The organism is Agrobacterium sp. H141 (assembly GCF_057158725.1).
Window position 1 is genome coordinate 1,447,176 of record NZ_CM169893.1, and the last position, 15,104, is coordinate 1,462,279.

A 15,104-nucleotide genomic window follows, 5' to 3' on the forward strand; every position below is an offset into this window, starting at 1 on the left:
TGTTTCACGATACCCGGCACCGTTCGAAGAGCGGCGGTGGTTTCTATGATTGCGGCTTCAGTGCTCCAGCAGTGGCAAATCCCGTGCGGCACTCGCGCCTGCTTCGAGAATCAATTCCAGTGATGGTCAGGATCGATGCGCGCGTCCCGAAGGGTCGCCTCCAAGGGAGCCAGGAAGGGTCTGAACATTTCCGTCCGGCGATCCTTCGAGCGGTCGAGACCCTCACGTACGCGGGCCGCCGAGAGGGTCTTTACCGCGCGGTTGGTGCGCTCGAACGACAGGCAGGCGTCAGACCATTCAAGGCTGCAGAACTCGAGGAGGCGGCGTGTTTGCCCGTCCTGGTCCTGCTTTAGTGCCGTCAGATCGAAATGCAGGATGTGATCTTCTCCCAGCACATTTGTCCAGTGCTGCATCAACTGGACATGGGCGGCATAATAGCGACCCAGTTCCTGCTGCTCATAGGCATAGCGATTGCCTTCGGAGCCGAAGAGGCTGGCATAGATCGACATGCAGTTTTCAATGGGCGGGCGGGTGCAGTGGATGATCCGTGCGTTTGGAAAGAGCGTCTTGATGATACCGATCCAGCGAAAATTGAGCGGCATCTTGTCGGTGAAGCGCGGTTTGCCGCCGGCGACCTGTCTCAGTGCCGTAAGATAGCGGTCTGCCATGATGCTTGCTTTGGGTGCATGCGGTTCGAACCCGTCGAGCATTAATCGAGGGTGCCTGGGATCTGCCAGGTACTCAACCACCAGTTCGGTCAATTCCGCTCGTTCTCCGCCGCCATGAACGCAGGGGTGGCTGGCAAGTATTTGTTCTGCAAGCGAGGTGCCGGATCGTGGCATGCCGACAATAAAGATCGGCGATCGCTGGTCGTCCCGTGGCGGCGCTTGAAAATAGGCGGCATCGAAGTGGGATTGCAGTGCCGCAAACAGCGCTTCCTCGATCTGAGGGGCATGACGAAAGCTCAATCGGCACACCTGATTGCCGCGCTCAAGGGCCGCAAAGGCCAGATCAGGGTTGTCAGACCTTTCATGGGCGCGGAACAGGGCAAAGAGGAGCATGGCGCAGTCCGTTGCATCCGAGGTCTTTTTCGCCAGCCGTTCCGTCTCGGCAATCCAGGTCGCATCCGGATGGAAATCCGGGCCATGGGCAAGATTGTATCGCGCCTCCGCATCTGCCGGCTGCTGCGTCAGCAGATGCAGCCAAAGGCAACGTGCGCCGGGGCCATCGCCCTTGTCGCGAAGCAGTGTGGCGAGCATTCTGAGGATAACAGGATCGTTGGGTGCCTGTTCCAGGCCGGAGCGGAGGATCGTTTCTGCTTCCTCATCTCGTTCCAGATCCAGCAGAATGCGGCCTAGATTGGTCAGCACCGATGCGTTTTCAGGGGCCAGTTCCGAGGCCTGCCGCATGGCACGAAGGGCGAGCTGGGGCTTGCCGCACTGGTGGAGTGTCGTGCCGAGCAGGAAGAATAGTTCTGCGTTCAACGGATCTAGTTCCGTTGCCTCCAACAGATGCCTGGCTGCGGTATCATAGTCGCGCCGGGCGCGGCACAGGATGGCAGTCTGCAACAGTTGTCCAGACCGTTGCTTGGACGTCAGCTCCGGTTTCGTCCTGCTGGTCTCTGAGCTCTGGCCGTTGGCGAGTTCGTTCAAAAGGGCGAGAGCCGCTACCGGACGACTTGCGTGATTCATCGTTTTCTCCTTCCCGTTTGGACGTTCGAGAGCTTCAGGGTCACATGGAGGTGGCACCGCGAAGTGCTTAAGCCATGGTTCCATGGACATTCAGCCTCACACTGGTCGTTCTGGCTTGTCCGGGCCTTTCGCGCGGGCATGTAGGTGGCTGCCGTTGGGACAATCGCAGTTCAGCGCGCGAGCGCTGCCATCAGTTCAGCGGCAACCATGGCCGCGATCACGGCCGGCCGCTTGTCCCTCACCGTTTTGCCGCCGATCGGGAGTATCAGTTGCTCCAGCCTGGCTTCGGGTACGCCCTCCCGGGCAAGCCAAGAGGCAAAGGTGGCGCGCTTTGTGGTCGAGCCTATCATGCCGACATAGGCAAGGTCTTCCCGGGCCAGCGCCTCGTTGGCGATCAGGAAGTCCAGCGCATGATCGTGGGTGAGGATGATTGCCGCACCGCCTGCGCCAATTGACGCTACTTCGGCTTCGGGCATGGCAATATGGCGAAGATTGACGCCGGCGGGAAGCGTTTCTGCAATGGGGCGGGTCTCCACAATGGTCACACGGACGGGCAGGGGCGCCAGTGCCTGCGCCAATGCCAACCCAACATGGCCGGCACCGAACAGGAACACATCGGGGTCCTCTTCGCGCTCCGCCAGATCCTTGGCCACAAGCCTCGCCGCCACCAGCATATCCACGCGCTCAAACGAAAGCGCCACCCTGCCGCCACAGCATTGGCCGATCTCGGGACCGAGCGGGATATCGAGTTCCAGCGGCTTGTCCTCTCCGCGCAGCAAAGCCTGGGCATGGTCGATTGCCATGAACTCCAGCTGCCCACCGCCAATGGTGCCAAAGCAGGCCTCTTCCGCCACCACCATGAAGGCGCCTGCTTCCCGCGGCGTGGACCCCTTGGCGCCGATAATCTCGACGAGGACGGTATCGGGGTGCGTCGACAGGAAGGTCGGGAGCGTGTTCGCCATCCTTTCAGGCACCGCTTGCGTTCCGCAATCGCTCCACGGCCATCAATATCCGCTCGGGAGTTGCCGGAGTGTCCAGCTTCGGGCAGATCTTGTAATCGGCGACACTGGCGACGGACATGGATAGGGCTTCCAGCACTGAAATTGCCAGCATGAAGGGTGGTTCGCCGACGGCTTTGGAGCGGCCGATGGTGGGTTCGGCATTTTCAGACCAGGTCGCGAGCTTTGTGTTGAAGATCTTCGGGCGGTCGGAGGCAAGCGGGATCTTGTAGGTGGACGGCGCATGGGTTCTCAAGCGACCCTTGTCGTCCCACCACAATTCTTCCGTTGTCAGCCAGCCCATGCCCTGCACGAAGCCGCCTTCGATCTGGCCTATATCGATGGCTGGATTGAGCGACTTGCCGGCATCGTGGAGAATGTCGGTGCGGTCGATCAGATATTCTCCCGTCAGCGTGTCGATCGAGACTTCCGTACAGGCGGCGCCATAGGCGAAATAATAGAAGGGCGTTCCCCGTCCGGCGGCGCGGTCCCAATGGATTTTCGGCGTCTTGTAAAAGCCCGCAGCAGACAGCTGGACGCGGGCGAAATAGGCCTTGTTGATGAAATCCGGGAAGGGAATTTCCTCCTCGCCGACGCGCACGCGGTTGGGCATGAATTCGACCTCGTCCGGCGGCACCTGGTAGTGCCTGACGGCAAAGGCCAGAAGCCGTTCCTTGATCTGGCGCGCAGCATCATAGGCGGCCATGCCGTTGAGATCAGAGCCCGAGGAGGCGGCCGTTGCCGAGGTGTTCGGCACCTTGGCCGTGGTGGTCGCGGTGATCTTGACCTTGTCGATATCGACCTGAAAGCAATCGGCGATCACCTGGGCCACCTTGATATACAGGCCCTGACCCATTTCCGTGCCGCCATGGTTCAGGTGGATCGATCCATCCTGATAGACATGGACCAGGGCGCCGGCCTGATTGAAGGCAGTCATGGTGAAGGAGATGCCGAATTTGACCGGCGTGAGTGCAATGCCCTTCTTGATCACCGGGCTCGTCTTGTTGAACGCGATGATCTCCCGACGGCGGGACTGATAGTCGCAGGAGGTTTCGAGTTCATCGACGACGCGGGCGATGATGTTGTCGTCCACTGCCTGATGATAGGGGGTGATGTCGCGCCCCGAACCGGCTTCGCCATAGAAATTCAGCTTGCGGATTTCGAGAGGGTCCTTGCCGACAGCGTAGGCGATTTCCTCGATGATCCGTTCTCCACCCACCATGCCTTGAGGACCACCGAAGCCGCGATAGGCCGTGTTGGAAACCGTATGGGTTTTAAGCGGTTCGGAGGTGAGCCTCACATGGGGGAAGAAATAGCTTGAATCCGCATGAAACAAGGCGCGGTCCGTCACGGGGCCAGAGAGATCGGCGGAGTAACCGCAGCGGGCGGCGAAATTGGCATCCACCGCGTGAATACGACCCGCGCTATCGAAGGCGACGTCGTAATCAACGACGAAATCGTGACGCTTGCCCGTCATCGTCATGTCCTCGTCCCGGTCGGGGCGGAATTTGACAGCGCGGTTCAGCTTCTTGGCTGCAATCGCGGCAAGGGCTGCAAACTGGTTGCCTTGCGTTTCCTTGCCGCCGAAGCCGCCCCCCATGCGCCTGACATTGACGGTGATGGCGTTGGAGGCAATGCCGAGCACATGGCCCACCATATGCTGGATCTCGGAGGGGTGCTGTGTGGAGGACCAGACGGTGACGTCGTCATCCTCGCCCGGCACGGCCATGGCGATGTGGCTTTCGAGGTAGAAATGTTCCTGACCACCGATCACCATCCGGCCCTTCAGGCGATGGTCGGAGCTATCCAGTTCGGTTAACGGATCACCGCGCTTCAGAACCATTCCGGGTGTCACCAGCGGCGATCCGTTGGTCTTTGCGCCTTCCACATCCGTCCAGAAGGGCAGGTCGGCATATTGGATCTTTGCGAGGCGCGCAGCGCGCCGTGCGGCGTCCCGCGTTTCGGCAACCACGGCAAACATCACCTGACCGTGAAATTCGACCGTCTTGTCGGCCAGCAGCGGTTCATCGTGATGGGTTCCCGAGGCGATGTCATTGACGCCGGGAACATCTTTCGATGTCAGCACGCAGACAACACCCGGAGCGCTTTCGACATCGGATAGATCCATCGAGACGATCTCTGCATGAACCCGATCTGACATGCCGATGGCACCATGCAACAGGCCGGCCGGTTCGGGAATGTCGTCGATATATTCCGCGGTGCCGGCGACATGCTTATGCGCTGAATCATGGGCGCGCGCCGCATGCATGGGGCCTTTGATATCCGTGGCGGCGATAAAGGCGGCCTTGTCGATTATGGGGCTCTTGTCCATCATGCCTCCTCCAGCGCAAAACGCTGCAATTCCTGGCCCTGGCCCGAGGTTTCCAGGAAGAACCGGGTGAGCAGGTTCTTGGCTGTCAGCGTTCGGTACTGGGCGGTGGCGCGCCAGTCGGTGAGCGGTCGATAATCCTCCTCAAAGGCTGTTCGTGCTGCGTCGACAGTGGCTTGGGTCCAGGACTGTCCGATCAAGGCGGCTTCCACGGCTTTCGCGCGTTTCGGTGTCGCGGCCATCCCCCCGAACGCGATGCGGATGGTGTCGACAGTGCCCTCGTCATTAAGCCCAAGAAGGAATGCACCGCAGAGTGCGGAGATATCCTCGTCGCGGCGCTTGGAGATTTTGTAGGCCGCGTAGTGAAGTTTGGCAGCGGGCCTTGGAACGAAGACACTTTCGACGAATTCGCCCTCTTTCCTGTCCTGCTTGCCGTAATCGATGAAATAATCTTCGAGCGCGATCGTTCGGCTGCCGGCCTTGCTGCGCAAGGTCACTCTCGCATCCAATGCAATAAGGGCAGGCGGCGTGTCGCCGATGGGGGAGCCGTTGGCGATGTTGCCGCCGATGGTGCCCATATTGCGCACCTGTTGTCCGCCGATGCGGTCGATCAGGCGGCCGATGGCTGGAATTTCGCGGCCCAGTGTCGCAAATGCCTGCGCATAGGTGACGCCAGCGCCGATGGTGATGCCCTCTTGCGAAACAGTCGTCGTTTGCAGTTCCGGGAGATGATTGACGAAGACAACAGGATCGATGTCACGCATCTGCTTGGTGACCCAGAGACCGACATCGGTTGCTCCGGCCACAATTGTCGCCTTTGGTTGTTGAGCGAGTATCTCGGCCAGGTCATCAACCGATCCCGGCACGACGAGCTGTCCGCCATTGCTGTTCATGGCGATGGTTCGTCCGTCTGACAGGGACCAGAGGCGCGCGCTTATATCGGCACGGTCGCGCTCAATCGGATCGAAGAGCGAAGACGGACGCTGGGCTGCCACCTGTTCGGCGGCCTTCACAATCGGCTCGTAGCCGGTGCAGCGACAGAGATTGCCTTGCAAAGCGCGTTCGATATCGGCGCGAGACGGGCTGCTGGCCGTCAGCCACAAACCGTAGAGCGACATGACAATGCCCGGCGTGCAGAAACCGCATTGTGACCCGTGCTGGTCAACCATGGCCTGCTGGACCGGGTGAAGTGTGCCGTCCTTTGCGGCCAGATGCTCAACCGTCACCACATGGGTCGCATTCAAGGAGCCGACAAAACGGATGCAGGCATTGACGGTTTCATAGCAGAGCTTGCCATCGGCAAGGCGTCCGACCAGCACGGTACAGGCGCCGCAATCGCCCTCCGCGCAACCCTCCTTGGTGCCGGTCAACCGGCGTCGCAGCCTGAGGAAGTCCAGCAGCGTTTCCGTCGATCCGACATCGGTGAGTGCGATGTCCTCGCCATTCAAAATGAAACGGATGCTGTCACTCATGCCCTTGCCTCTTCTCCGCCCGGATGGCGGGGTCTTTTTCGCATTGTCTTAATCAGTCTACTGCGCGGTCCAGCCGCCATCAATCGAGATATGCGTGCCGGTAACCTGCCTGGCGGCGTCGCTTGCCAGGAACAGCGCTGTGGCCGCCACTTCATCTATGGAGACGAATTCCTTGGTGGCCTGCAGTCGCAGCATGACGTCCGATTTGACTTCGGCCTCGGATATGCCGCGGGCCTTGGCGGTGTCCGGAATCTGCTTTTCGACCAGCGGTGTCAGTACATAACCCGGACAGATGGCGTTTACGGTGATGCCGAATTCGGCAAGCTCGAGGGCAGCACTTTTGGTCAGACCCATGATGCCGTGCTTTGCTGCCACATAGGCCGCCTTGTAGGGAGAGGCGACAAGCGCATGGGCGGATGCGATATTGATAATGCGACCGGATTTCTTCGCCTTCATCGCCGGGATCGCTGCTTTCATCGTGTGAAAGGAACTGGTCAGATTGATGGCAATGATGGCATCCCATTTGTCGGTGGGAAAGTCTTCGACCGGTGCCACATGCTGGATTCCGGCATTGTTGACGAGGATGTCGACCATCCCGAATTGGGCGGCGGCTTCCGCCATCATGTCGGCGATCTCGTCCGGCTTCGTCATATCTGCGCTATGGTAGAGCGCGCGGCCTCCGCCGCTTTCCAGACCCTTGCGGATCTCTTCGATCTGGCTTCGATCGCCAAAACCGTTGATCATCACGTTGGCGCCGTCCGCTGCAAAGGCCCTTGCTATGCCAAGCCCTATACCGCTGGTCGAACCGGTGACGACGACTGTTTTTGGCATGTGATCTGTTCCCCCCGAAACTGGAGCGCTGTGTTGCGCCGCAATAGACTGGGAGGTTAAGCGGAAACGGGTTTCCGGCGCAATCCGGTATTTGGCATCGTCACGGGCATAACGCAGTTGCCGAAAGGTCCAGTGACGCACTGTTTCTGTATCCGGCCTTTGCGGTGGAGGGCTGCTGCACTATCTGTTTGCAAAGCTTTCACAGACGAGGAAACCCCATGGAACTTGGCCTTTATACCTTCGCAGATGTCGACCCGGACGCGCCCAACAAGGGCGCAGAGGCCAAGCGGCGCATGGACGAGTTGATGGCGGAGATCGAGCTTGCCGACCAGGTGGGGCTCGATGTGTTCGGCCTTGGCGAGCATCACCGGCCTGACTATATGGCCTCGTCTCCCGCCACCATTCTGGCAGCGGCTGCCGTCAAGACCAAGAATATCCGACTCACCAGCGCCGTAAGCGTGCTGTCATCGGATGATCCGGTGCGTGTGTTCCAGCAATATTCGACGGTCGATCTGTTGTCGGGCGGTCGTGCTGAAATCATGGCCGGTCGCGGATCGTTCATCGAGAGCTTCCCGCTGTTTGGCTATGAACTCGACGATTACGACAAGCTGTTTGACGAAAAGCTCAAACTGTTGATGGAGCTGCGCGACAATGAGACCGTGACATGGTCTGGCGAAACGCGGGCACCGATCCCAGGTCTTCCAGTCTATCCACGACCTTTTCAGGATCCGCTGCCGCTGTGGATTGCCGTAGGTGGCACACCCAATTCGGTCGCGCGGGCTGCCTATTTCGGCCTGCCTCTGGCGCTTGCAATCATTGGCGGCGAGCCACGTCGCTTTGCGCCGCTGTTCGAGCTCTATCGCAAGACGGCTGAAAAGGTGGGGCGCGATCCGGCGACCTTGAAGACCTCGATCAATGTGCACGGCTTTGTGGCCGACACGACCGAGCAGGCCGCCGACATTTTCTACGAGCCCCAGGCTGCCGTGATGAACCGGATCGGTCGCGAACGCGGCTTTCAGGGCATGACGCGGGCGCATTTCGATATGCAGCGCGGACCCCATGGCGCGATCTTCGTCGGCGATCCGGAAACGCTGGCCGAAAAGATCATCGCTCATCACGACATCTTCCAGAACGACCGTTTCCTGATCCAGATGGCCATAGGCCTGATGCCGCACAAGGAACTGATGCGGGCCATCGAGCTGTTCGGCACCAAAGTGGCGCCGATTGTCAGAAAGGCGTTGACCGAGAAGGCAAAGAACGCGAAAGCGGGCGCCGACGAAAAACAGACCGGGTGAGGCCAAGTCTCATCCGGACGGGAAAACCATGATTGTAAAGACTGACGACGAACTGCAGAAGCTCAAGGAGATCGGACGGCTGTGCGGGCTTGCCATCAAGACGATGAGCGAGGCACTGAGGCCGGGGATCACCACGCTTGAGCTCGATCAGATCGGTCGCAAGCTGCTGGAAGACAATGGCGCGCGCTCGGCGCCGGAGCTTTGTTACGAGTTTCCCGGCGCGACCTGTATCAGTGTGAATGAGGAAGTGGCGCACGGCATTCCCGGCGACCGGGTGATCGGTGCCGGCGATATCGTCAATATCGATGTGTCAGCCGAGAAAGACGGCGTGTTCGCCGATGCTGGCGCGTCCTTTGCGGTGCCGCCAACCACATCCAAGATGGAACGCCTGTTGCGCGATGGCAAACGGGCCATGTGGGTCGGTATCAACCAGGTGAAAACCGGTCAGCCGCTTGCCAGTATCGGAAATTCCATCGGCACCTTCGCCAGGAAGAACCGCTACACGCTGATTTCCAATCTCGCCAGCCATGGCGTTGGCTATTCGCTGCACGAGGAGCCGAAGGAACTGGCCACATGGCCCGATCCCGACGAGACCCGGATCATGGAGGAGGGGCTTGTCTTCACCATCGAACCGTTCCTGTCGATCGGCGGTCAATGGGCGGAAGATGGTGACGATCCCTGGACGCTCTATTCCAGTCCCAAGGCACCAACCGTGCAGTTCGAGCACACGGTGGTCGTGACCCGCAACGGCCCGCTGGTCGTAACCATGGTGGACTGAGACAGGCGCGGTTTGCCACCGAGTTGAAACTCGGCCTCTGTTATCCCGAATGACGGTGCAGCAGGCCGACCCCGCTTCGACTGAGAGTCAAAAGCGGGGAACGTGGTCAGCGCGCCAATAGGTCAGTCCGTGAAAGTGACGGTGATGCCCTTCTTGCGGAAGTAGGACTGCATCATCTTGCGACCCTGGCGGTTTGGCACGGCCAGTTTCTTTGTTTCGAACACAGCTTCCCTGGCACCTTCGCGAGCCATGGCGGCTTTCAGTGCTGCCACATGGGCGTCGATATCTTCATTGTCATTGTTGATCGAGACGTAGATGGCGTCGGTTGCCTGCTGCACGGTCAGGTCGCTCATGGGATGCTCCTTTGAATTTTTCCCCTCCAGTAGCGGATTTTGCGCCAAGAACAAGTCATCAACGGCTTGCTCCATCGCCGATGCTCTTCAGTCGCATGAATGGCGGCATCAGAATTTATGATTTGTCAGTCTGGGGACCGGGTGCGATATCCCGGCCATGACGATCATCAAAACGGGCGACACTGGACTGGTTGGCACCGCGCTTGCGGGTGCCGTGGCGATGGCATCCGCCATGGGTTTCGGACGTTTTGTATTCACCCCTATTCTTCCGGGCATGATGGCCGATCTTCCGCTGTCATCGGCAGAGGCAGGGCTGATTGCCGCTGGAAATTTCGTCGGTTATCTGGCTGGTGCCATTCTGGCAGCCTATGGCTGGGCGGCGGGCCGCGAACGATTGGTGGGGCTATTGGCGCTGCTTGTCAGTTCGTTCATGCTGGCGGCCATGGGGGTCACCAGCAGCGTGGTGGTTTTCATCGCCATCCGGTTCGTGGCCGGTATCGCCAGCGCCTTTGCCATGATCTTCATTTCGTCGATTGTCCTCGCGCATGCGGCAGCGCGTGGCAGCGAACATGCGCAAGCCACGCATTTCGGCGGTGTCGGCATGGGCATCGCGCTGTCTTCCCTGATGGTGTTCGTCACAGCGCTTCACGGCGGTGGCGATCCTGGCCTCTGGCGCACCGATTGGCTTTATGGTGCCGGTATCACGATCTTGCTGCTGTTGTTTGTGTGGCGTTACCTTCCGCATGCACCGCATATTCCGTCGGGCGTGGTTCGCGAGCCACCGCTCGTCTGGCGCCTGCCATTGGTCCTCGTTACGCTTTCTTACGGTGTGTTCGGCTTTGGCTATGTCATCACCGCCACCTTTATCGTCACCATGGCGCGTATGGGCGACGCCGGACCGACGGTCGAGTTCCTGACCTGGTTCCTGACCGGTATCGCTGCTGCCATCTCGCTGTTTGTGTGGCGTCCTGTGATGCTCCGGATCGGGCTGGCTGGCGCCTATATCACCGGCCTCCTGGTGGAAGCTGCGGGTGTGATGTCGACTGTCGTCCTTCCCGCATCGATGGCACCGATGATCGGGGGCACAGCACTTGGCGCGACCTTCGTGATGATCACGGCCTATGGTCTTCGAATCGGGCGGCGTCTGGCGCCTGAAAGTCCCCGCCGGGCGCTTGCCTTCATGACAGCGTCCTTCGGTGTCGGTCAGATCGTCGGGCCGCTTGTGGCTGGATGGGTGGCGCAGGCGACCGGTGGCTTTACAGTTGCGACTGTGCTTGCAGCGGTTGCACTTTGTCTGTGCGTTCTGCTGGTTGTCCCGGTCTACAGGCGGTTGGCCGACTGATATCCCCTGATATGCGGCATTTCACGGGGCAAACGATCGCCGGGCGTTCGTTCAAACTCCGCGCGTGCACACGCAAAAAGCGCGGATGACATTACAATGTTGCAAGGTTGGATTGTTGCCATTGCTGGCGAATAAATTCTGCCTTAGTTTCACGGCACTCAAGAAGTTTGACAGGGCTTGCCCTGTCTTCGCCGCTCTTGCATGAAAGTGCCCCGCCTGTGTTTCAATCATTCTTCCCAAAGCCGAAACTGTTCTTTTCCTCAGCCGCGATTTGGACGTTGCTGTCTGTTCTCATCTGGTTTTTCTACGGAGATCAGATGGGGACCGCGCTGGGTATGCCGCCACTGGGTGCGGATGAAGCCCCGTCCATCAGTCTGGGCTTCTTCGTCACGCGGGATTATCTCTGGTTCTATCTCTACGCTCTCGTCTGGACCGTGAGTTTCGGCCTGTTCTGGCAGTTTTATGCCAAGGACCAACCCTGGCGTATATGGTCGATCTGGGGCTCGGCCTTTATCATTTTCACCACCTATTTCGGTGTCCAGGTGTCCGTTGCCATCAACAACTGGCGGCGGCCATTCGGCGACCTGTTGCAGAATGCCCTTGCCGGCAAGGAAGGCATTACGGCGCAGAACTTCTACGACCTGATGGTGTTGTTCATGGGGATCGCCTTCCTGAACGTGATTGTCTTTGTCGTCGTTCGTTTCTTCGTCAGTCACTATGTCTTCCGCTGGCGCACCGCGATGAACAATTACTACATGTCTCAGTGGCAGCGCGTTCGCTATATCGAAGGTGCCTCACAGCGTGTGCAGGAAGACACGATGCGTTTTGCATCGACCTTCGAGGGACTTGGTGTGTCTTTGATCGACGCCCTGATGACCCTGATTGCGTTCCTGCCGATCCTGTTTTCGCTGTCGCAATACGTGACCGATCTACCGATCCTGGGTGCCATTCCACATAGCCTGTTCTGGCTTGCACTTGTGTGGTCAGTGTTCGGTACGGGGTTGCTCGCCGTCGTCGGCATCAAACTGCCGGGCCTTGAGTTCAAGAACCAGCGGGTGGAAGCGGCCTATCGTAAAGAGCTCGTCTACGGGGAGGATAATGCTGACCGCGCCCAGCCGATGACGGTGCGTGAATTGTACAGCCATGTGCGCACGAATTATTTCCGCCTTTATTTCCACTATCTCTACTTCAACTTCGCACGTTCATTCTATGGACAGGCGGACAATCTGTTTCTGCTGTTCTTCCTCGTGCCGACGATCGTGGCGGTAAAGATCACCTATGGTATCTACCAGCAGATCGCGACGGCCTTCGGTCAGGTGTCCAACTCGTTCCAGTATCTGGTCAATGTGTGGCCAACGGTGGTGGAGCTGATGTCGATCTACAAACGTCTTCGTGCTTTCGAAGCGGCAATCGACAACGAGCCGCTGCCGGATCTCGATCAGGAATATCTGGAGAAGGGCGAGTAAGCGTTTCGCTTTGTCCACTTTTGAACATGGAAGATCCCGGCGTCCTGGCGTCGGGATTTTTCGTTATTGGCTGACGCTCTTTGGCTCCTGCCGTTCCGCATTGACGGACTGCATGGCCTCGGAATAACTCACACAGGCTACATCTTTGATGCCGCAGACCTCGCTCACGATACGGTCGAGGGCCCGCCAATAGGCGCCGGCGTTCATTTCGACGAAGTGGAAGCCGAGCTGGAGTGGGATGCGGTCGCCGTCATACTGTTCGTCGAAGGCTGCGCGGAAGGCCTGATAGGCGCGCTCCTCAAACTCTCTGGTGCGGGACGGATTGTCCATTCCGGCGGAGTGGCGAACGAACAGATTGTAGTCCATGCCGATAATGCGGCGTTGCTTCGGTCCCTCGAGAATGAGGGGCAGGCCGAAGGCGGTCATTCCTTTTTCCGTGTCCGGCAATTGCGGTCCGTTGGTGACGAGACTGGCGTCGAAGGTAAAGCCGGCTTCGCGTTCGGCTGCGTGCAGGCTGTCGCTGGTGGAGAGGTAGGGTGCGCGAAAGCCTTTGATGCCGTGCGTTGCAAAGTCGCGCCAGCCTTCCGGTTCCTTGTTCGCGATGCCGGCTGTCTGCCAGGCGTTCAGAACCACATTATCGAAGCTGCGCATTTCCTTCAGCCAATCGGCCTTGGTCCAGTCCTTGCCGTCGAAATGACCGCAGCCGTGGCTGGCGATTTCGTGGCCTTGCAGATGGGCGTTCCAGATATGGTCGAGGCGCGTGCGCACGTCTTCGGTTGACACGGCAAAGCCGACATTGGAGCGTCCGGCCTTCATGCCGGGCGCCTTGTAGGCGGCGCCCTGTTGGCGCGTCATCAGGTTTGTGCAGGAGAGGAAATAGGTGAAGTGGGCACCGCTTGCCTTTGCCATGGCAAGGCTCTTGTCCCACAGCTTGTTGTCGCCGGCACCATCGAAGGAAATCAGCACCAGCTGTTTCTGCGGGTCGGCAGCTTTCGTGGCATGCGGCGAAGCGATGCTGAGCGCAAGGACGGAGAGGGCGTAGAGAGAACGCGACATGGGCACCTCGTAATGTTTGGCGGCCTCGGTGCCACTGAATTGCGGCCAAGCTTTGAAACGGCTGGAAATTTACCTCCGGGCGCTTTATGCCAAGCCTTGGAAACCTGACCCAGGGGCGAGGACAAATGGCCATTCTCATTATCGGTGTTTTGATGTTTATCGGAACGCATTCATTGCGCAGTTTTGCACCGGGTGCGCGCACCTCGATGATTGCCAAGCTCGGCGTGCAAGGCTGGCGCGCCGTCTATTCGCTCGTCAGCATCGTGTCGATTGCGGTTATCGTCTACGGCTACAGCCAGGCGCCGACCGTCAATCTGTGGTTCCCGCCCGTCTGGACAGCGCATATCGCCTTGACCCTGATGCTGTTTGCCATGGTCTGTCTTGTGGCGGCAGTTTTGCCGGCCGGCCATATCGCCACCAAGACCAAGCATCCCATGGTGCTATCCATCAAGATCTGGGCAACCGCCCACCTGCTTGCCAATGGCGATCTGGCCTCGGTCATCATGTTCGGTGCTTTCCTGGCATGGGGCGTCTTCATGCGCATCACCCTGAAGCGCCGTCAGCGCGCCGGAGAGATCACGCTCAGGCCTTTCGTTTCCACGCGTTATGACCTGCTTGCACTCGTTCTCGGCGTCGTCGTCTGGCTTGCTTTCATCCTCAAGCTGCATGAATTGTTATTCAACGTCGCGCCATTGCCGGCGATGAGCCTCTAAATATAGGCGCTTTTAGCGCTAGCCCCCTTACAACCGGCTGGATTTGTCGCTAGAAGGCCGTTTCGATCTCAAAATACTGCAGGCGGCCAGCCGGAGAATGACATGGTAGATGAAAACGACAGCTTTATCCGCGAAGTGAATGAGGAACTCCGTTCCGATCAGGTCAAGGATGTATGGCGCCGTTTTGGCAAGATCATCATCGGTCTCGCTTTGCTGATCGTTGTCGGCACTGCCGGTTATCGCGGTTATGAGTATTGGCTGAATACTCAGGCCTCCGGTTCCGGCGACCGCTTTCTGGCGGCGCTCAAGCTTTCCAAGGACGGCAAGAATGACGAGGCGCTGGCCGCGCTCGAAGCTCTTGAGAAGGATGGCCACGGTTCCTATCCGGTGCTTGCCCAAATGCGCGCTGCCACCATTCAGGCGCAACAGGGCCATACCGATGCAGCGGTCAGCGGCTTTGACGCTATTGCCAAGGATACGTCTGCCCCGGATGCCATCCGCGATGTGGCACGTCTTCGTTCTGCATGGCTGCTCATTGACAGCGGTGACTATGACCGGGTCTCAGCCGAAGTCGAAGTCATGGCTGTGCCTGAAAATCCGATGCGTCATTCGGCGCGCGAAGCCCTTGGGCTTACCGCCTACAAGGCCGGTGAATTTGGCCGTGCGCGCGAATGGTTCGAACAAATTACAGAAGACCCGGAAACGCCGGGTAATGTCCGCAGCCGCGCGCAGATGCTGCTGGACGACATCATTGCATCCCAGGGCGCCTCGTAAGCGCTT

The 15,104-nt window shown here is 59.1% G+C and carries 13 protein-coding genes; 6 read left to right on the plus strand and 7 right to left on the minus strand.

Translation table 11 applies throughout. The features are described from left to right. Positions 1-110: 110 nt before the first annotated feature. The 5 genes from ACWPM9_RS06615 to ACWPM9_RS06635 form a co-directional block, all read right to left on the minus strand. On the minus strand, positions 111-1,691 hold the full coding sequence (locus tag ACWPM9_RS06615; protein ID WP_484757165.1) for a sulfotransferase family protein: 1,581 nt from the start codon (positions 1,689-1,691) through the stop codon (positions 111-113). Positions 1,692-1,861: 170 nt separating this feature from the next. Then, positions 1,862-2,653 (minus strand): xanthine dehydrogenase accessory protein XdhC, encoded by a 792-nt coding sequence (gene xdhC, locus ACWPM9_RS06620; RefSeq protein WP_484757166.1) that lies wholly within the window; start codon positions 2,651-2,653, stop codon positions 1,862-1,864. 4 nt (positions 2,654-2,657) lie between these two features. Further along, positions 2,658-5,021, minus strand: coding sequence for a xanthine dehydrogenase molybdopterin binding subunit (xdhB, locus tag ACWPM9_RS06625; RefSeq protein WP_484757608.1), 2,364 nt, complete (start codon positions 5,019-5,021; stop codon positions 2,658-2,660). After that, positions 5,021-6,490 carry a xanthine dehydrogenase small subunit gene (xdhA, locus tag ACWPM9_RS06630; protein ID WP_484757167.1) on the minus strand — a complete coding sequence of 490 codons (1,470 nt, stop codon included), beginning with the start codon at positions 6,488-6,490 and terminating at the stop codon, positions 5,021-5,023. Before xdhA ends, xdhB begins: the two co-directional genes overlap by 1 nt. Before the next feature lie 57 nt (positions 6,491-6,547). Continuing rightward, positions 6,548-7,321 (minus strand): 3-hydroxybutyrate dehydrogenase, encoded by a 774-nt coding sequence (locus tag ACWPM9_RS06635; protein WP_484757168.1) that lies wholly within the window; start codon positions 7,319-7,321, stop codon positions 6,548-6,550. Positions 7,322-7,539: 218 nt separating this feature from the next. Here ACWPM9_RS06635 and ACWPM9_RS06640 point away from each other — a divergent pair, with 218 nt between their 5' ends. Together ACWPM9_RS06640 and map are read left to right on the plus strand one after the other, a co-directional pair. Beyond that, the gene (locus ACWPM9_RS06640) at positions 7,540-8,616 is read left to right on the plus strand and encodes an LLM class flavin-dependent oxidoreductase (RefSeq protein ID WP_484757169.1); all 1,077 of its coding nucleotides are present in this window, start codon (positions 7,540-7,542) and stop codon (positions 8,614-8,616) included. Between the two features lie 28 nt (positions 8,617-8,644). Then, positions 8,645-9,394 (plus strand): type I methionyl aminopeptidase, encoded by a 750-nt coding sequence (map, locus tag ACWPM9_RS06645; RefSeq protein WP_484757170.1) that lies wholly within the window; start codon positions 8,645-8,647, stop codon positions 9,392-9,394. 122 nt (positions 9,395-9,516) lie between these two features. Here the strand turns inward: map and ACWPM9_RS06650 are convergent, their stop codons facing one another. After that, entirely contained in the window at positions 9,517-9,747 is a 231-nt protein-coding gene (locus ACWPM9_RS06650) for a hypothetical protein (protein ID WP_484757171.1), read from the minus strand. Positions 9,748-9,904: 157 nt separating this feature from the next. On the opposite strand from ACWPM9_RS06650, the gene ACWPM9_RS06655 reads away from it, so the two are divergent. After that, on the plus strand, positions 9,905-11,089 hold the full coding sequence (locus tag ACWPM9_RS06655; RefSeq protein WP_484757172.1) for a YbfB/YjiJ family MFS transporter: 1,185 nt from the start codon (positions 9,905-9,907) through the stop codon (positions 11,087-11,089). A gap of 218 nt (positions 11,090-11,307) precedes the next feature. Then, positions 11,308-12,555, plus strand: coding sequence for a peptide antibiotic transporter SbmA (gene sbmA, locus ACWPM9_RS06660; RefSeq protein WP_484757173.1), 1,248 nt, complete (start codon positions 11,308-11,310; stop codon positions 12,553-12,555). A 63-nt stretch (positions 12,556-12,618) separates the two neighbouring features. On the opposite strand, the gene ACWPM9_RS06665 is transcribed toward sbmA, so the two are convergent. After that, entirely contained in the window at positions 12,619-13,611 is a 993-nt protein-coding gene (locus tag ACWPM9_RS06665; protein ID WP_484757174.1) for a polysaccharide deacetylase family protein, read from the minus strand. A 125-nt stretch (positions 13,612-13,736) separates the two neighbouring features. Between ACWPM9_RS06665 and ACWPM9_RS06670 the strand changes: the two genes are divergently transcribed. Together ACWPM9_RS06670 and ACWPM9_RS06675 are read left to right on the plus strand one after the other, a co-directional pair. Then, positions 13,737-14,324: an NnrU family protein gene (locus tag ACWPM9_RS06670; RefSeq protein ID WP_484757175.1), complete on the plus strand. Its 588-nt coding sequence runs from the start codon at positions 13,737-13,739 to the stop codon at positions 14,322-14,324. 102 nt (positions 14,325-14,426) lie between these two features. Next, positions 14,427-15,098 carry a tetratricopeptide repeat protein gene (locus ACWPM9_RS06675; RefSeq protein ID WP_428187408.1) on the plus strand — a complete coding sequence of 224 codons (672 nt, stop codon included), beginning with the start codon at positions 14,427-14,429 and terminating at the stop codon, positions 15,096-15,098. The last annotated feature ends 6 nt before the right edge of the window (positions 15,099-15,104 follow it).

Coding starts and splice junctions, on each gene's coding strand:
- xdhC (WP_484757166.1), bottom strand. CDS start 2,653: ATGGCGAACACGCTCCCGACCTTCCTGTCGACGCACCCCGATACCGTC.
- ACWPM9_RS06670 (WP_484757175.1), top strand. CDS start 13,737: ATGGCCATTCTCATTATCGGTGTTTTGATGTTTATCGGAACGCATTCA.
- ACWPM9_RS06650 (WP_484757171.1), bottom strand. CDS start 9,747: ATGAGCGACCTGACCGTGCAGCAGGCAACCGACGCCATCTACGTCTCG.
- ACWPM9_RS06635 (WP_484757168.1), bottom strand. CDS start 7,321: ATGCCAAAAACAGTCGTCGTCACCGGTTCGACCAGCGGTATAGGGCTT.
- ACWPM9_RS06665 (WP_484757174.1), bottom strand. CDS start 13,611: ATGTCGCGTTCTCTCTACGCCCTCTCCGTCCTTGCGCTCAGCATCGCT.
- ACWPM9_RS06615 (WP_484757165.1), bottom strand. CDS start 1,691: ATGAATCACGCAAGTCGTCCGGTAGCGGCTCTCGCCCTTTTGAACGAA.
- ACWPM9_RS06640 (WP_484757169.1), top strand. CDS start 7,540: ATGGAACTTGGCCTTTATACCTTCGCAGATGTCGACCCGGACGCGCCC.
- ACWPM9_RS06655 (WP_484757172.1), top strand. CDS start 9,905: ATGACGATCATCAAAACGGGCGACACTGGACTGGTTGGCACCGCGCTT.
- ACWPM9_RS06675 (WP_428187408.1), top strand. CDS start 14,427: ATGGTAGATGAAAACGACAGCTTTATCCGCGAAGTGAATGAGGAACTC.
- xdhA (WP_484757167.1), bottom strand. CDS start 6,490: ATGAGTGACAGCATCCGTTTCATTTTGAATGGCGAGGACATCGCACTC.
- map (WP_484757170.1), top strand. CDS start 8,645: ATGATTGTAAAGACTGACGACGAACTGCAGAAGCTCAAGGAGATCGGA.
- xdhB (WP_484757608.1), bottom strand. CDS start 5,021: ATGGACAAGAGCCCCATAATCGACAAGGCCGCCTTTATCGCCGCCACG.